Below are 630 nucleotides of genomic sequence, written 5' to 3' on the forward strand. Positions count from 1 at the left end.
CAACGGCACTAGACATTCATCGGTTAACCTTCATCTGTCCTATTCAAAGCGTGTTGGCTACTAAATCCAGTTAGAGCGAGGCTCAGTAAAGGTGTAAGCAAAATCTGATAAAAGTGTATATTGCGCGACAATGGCATGTCTAATCAAAGCGATTTGGTTAAGGCGTGTTTGGTATAGTTATCGATGCTGCTAAAGGCAGATTGATGTGCGATAACAAGATACTCGCCATTTTCCCAGTTATATGATGAAGCTCATGCCATTGCGCGGCTTACCCGTTTAAAAACTTGTCTTCATCAAATACCTGTTGATTCTTAAGCATAAAATAAACACAGCGGCCTATTTTATGCGCTAAAGCGGATAATGCTTTAGCTTTGCTCATTCGTTTTTGGAGTGTTTCAAGGTAGCGCTTGGCTTTATCGTTGCCTTTTAAATACAGTACGGCGGCTTCGCTGAACGCCCATTTTAAATGCGCATTACCTATTTTGTTGCCCTGAGTGCCATACGATTTACCCGCCGACTCTGCTTTACATTTAACTAGTCGAGCGTAAGACGCAAATTGCTGAACGCGATCGAAGCGTTGTATGTCACCCACTTCGTATAAAATAGTGAGCGCCAGTATTTTACCAATGC

The 630-nt window shown here is 42.4% G+C and carries 1 protein-coding gene; it reads right to left on the minus strand.

Going from position 1 to position 630, the window contains the following annotated elements:
• Window positions 1-268: 268 nt before the first annotated feature.
• On the minus strand, window positions 269-630 hold a 362-nt coding region (locus tag J3L16_RS15910), incomplete at its 5' end, for a transposase (RefSeq protein ID WP_207614046.1).

It is taken from the genome of Alteromonas sp. 5E99-2 (assembly GCF_017368475.1).
GTDB lineage: Bacteria > Pseudomonadota > Gammaproteobacteria > Enterobacterales > Alteromonadaceae > Alteromonas_F.